Below are 1,682 nucleotides of genomic sequence, written 5' to 3'. Positions count from 1 at the left end.
GGTTCTTCCCCACTTTTGGTGGTTATGTGGGTTTCAGCACTAATCTTTTTCTGAGCAAATCAAAGCTGGCCCTGCCATACATTTGCCGTTTGATAGTCTTTAGCTTATTTACATTGCCTTCTACCGGGCCATTGCTCCAAGGCAATCTGATCGCATTTTCGATGGACTGATAATCCCTTAACAGACCATTCGCAAAAGTTGCCATCTCGCTAATCCCTGAGTGCAGTACATTCTCTATCCAGCCCTGGAGTTGATTTCCCAACTTGTTTTCCATAAGATTTCGGAAATCTCTTACCAATACCAAGGCACGTTCTAAGCCACATGATGATTTACATAATTTGTCTATTAGCTTTTTCTGCGTTGCGGTAAGCCTGTTTTCCGAGGTCAGGAATAGCATTGCAGCATTAGAAGGCTTAAAGAATGAGCCTGAGTGCTGTTGCGTTTTTGGATTCCTGGCTTTTTTTCCGATGCGAATGCCATAATAAGCTAAGGCTTCAGATAGTGTGCTGTACCCTCCTGGATAACCCATATGCCGTAACTCACTCCATAATGTTTTCAAATAAAGCCCATCATCTTCTTCCATTCGCTTTTTAATATAATTGAAGTAGTTCTCGATCATCCCCCTGTCCTTGTAGGATTTACGGACTAAATTTTCCGTCAACATGTATTTTCTAACTGTTTCCCTATGCATACCCAATTGTCTTGCAATTGCCTTTATTGATAAACCTTCTGCCTGTAATTTCTTCATCTCATCAAACCGTCGCCTTATAATCCCCGTTGTGGCCAATTCTTTTTCTCTTATAGGTAATTCCTCAGGTATTTCCACTGGGCTTTCCTCAATCCTCGGCGCTAATGATCTAGTTAATCTGGCATATTCACGGGTCATCATTTTGGTGAGCGCCTCACCGAGGTTTTTTAGCAAATGCCAGCGATCGGTCACCTGTATCGCCTGAGGTGCACCTTTAGTTGCCGCACGCTTGTATTTGCCATAACGATCCCTGGTTATTACTTCAAGTTTTGGCTGTTTCTCTAACCAGGTAATTAAACTCTCTTCTTCTCTGTCGGGTAGCAAATCGACAACTCTTCTTGTTGTTAAATCTACCAGAATGCTGCCATATCTTTCACGCTTTTTGTAGGCCCAATCATCAACGCCTATAGCTGTAAAAACACCTGGGGCAGGTAAAGGAGCTCTATTGATAAGTCTCAGCAAAGTAGTATCGCTGACTGGTATTGAAAAATGACAACATATTCTTTCTGCAGGTTTGCCACCCAATTCTAAAGCAGTATTAAATAGCTTATCTTCCAGACGCTTTGTTGTCCGCTTGCATGGTTGGAAATGATTTTCATAGCGTTCTGTAAAAATTTTAAGTGGACACTCGTCCGTTAGACAATGATATTTACGAGATTTCAGAAAGATCCTGCAAGACTTTCCAAAGGTGGGCAAGTCATTAAATTTCCTCGTGTAATAACTATGTAATTTGGTGGACGGCTCACAGCAGTTCGGACATAAACATATTTTCTGCCGGCTTTGAACGTATATATTTATCTGATCAGTCTGATTGTCTACCGAAATAATCTTAAATACATCAGCAGAAGAGAAAATTAGATTCGCAAGGTTCATTAATTTCTAACGAACATTAGCCTTCAATTATCATAATTACCACCAAAAGTGGGGAAGAACC

Annotated in this window: 1 protein-coding gene; it reads right to left on the bottom strand. The window is 41.0% G+C overall.

Translation table 11 applies throughout. The features are described from left to right. Window positions 1-22: 22 nt before the first annotated feature. Window positions 23-1,621 carry an ISL3 family transposase gene (locus B0O44_RS24815; protein ID WP_110834804.1) on the bottom strand — a complete coding sequence of 533 codons (1,599 nt, stop codon included), beginning with the start codon at window positions 1,619-1,621 and terminating at the stop codon, window positions 23-25. Between the last annotated feature and the right edge of the window lie 61 nt (window positions 1,622-1,682).

This window comes from Pedobacter nutrimenti (assembly GCF_003208655.1).
Classification (GTDB): domain Bacteria; phylum Bacteroidota; class Bacteroidia; order Sphingobacteriales; family Sphingobacteriaceae; genus Pedobacter; species Pedobacter nutrimenti.
The sequence above is the reverse complement of the archived record's forward strand: the minus strand, read 5'-3'. Positions and strand labels throughout refer to the sequence as shown.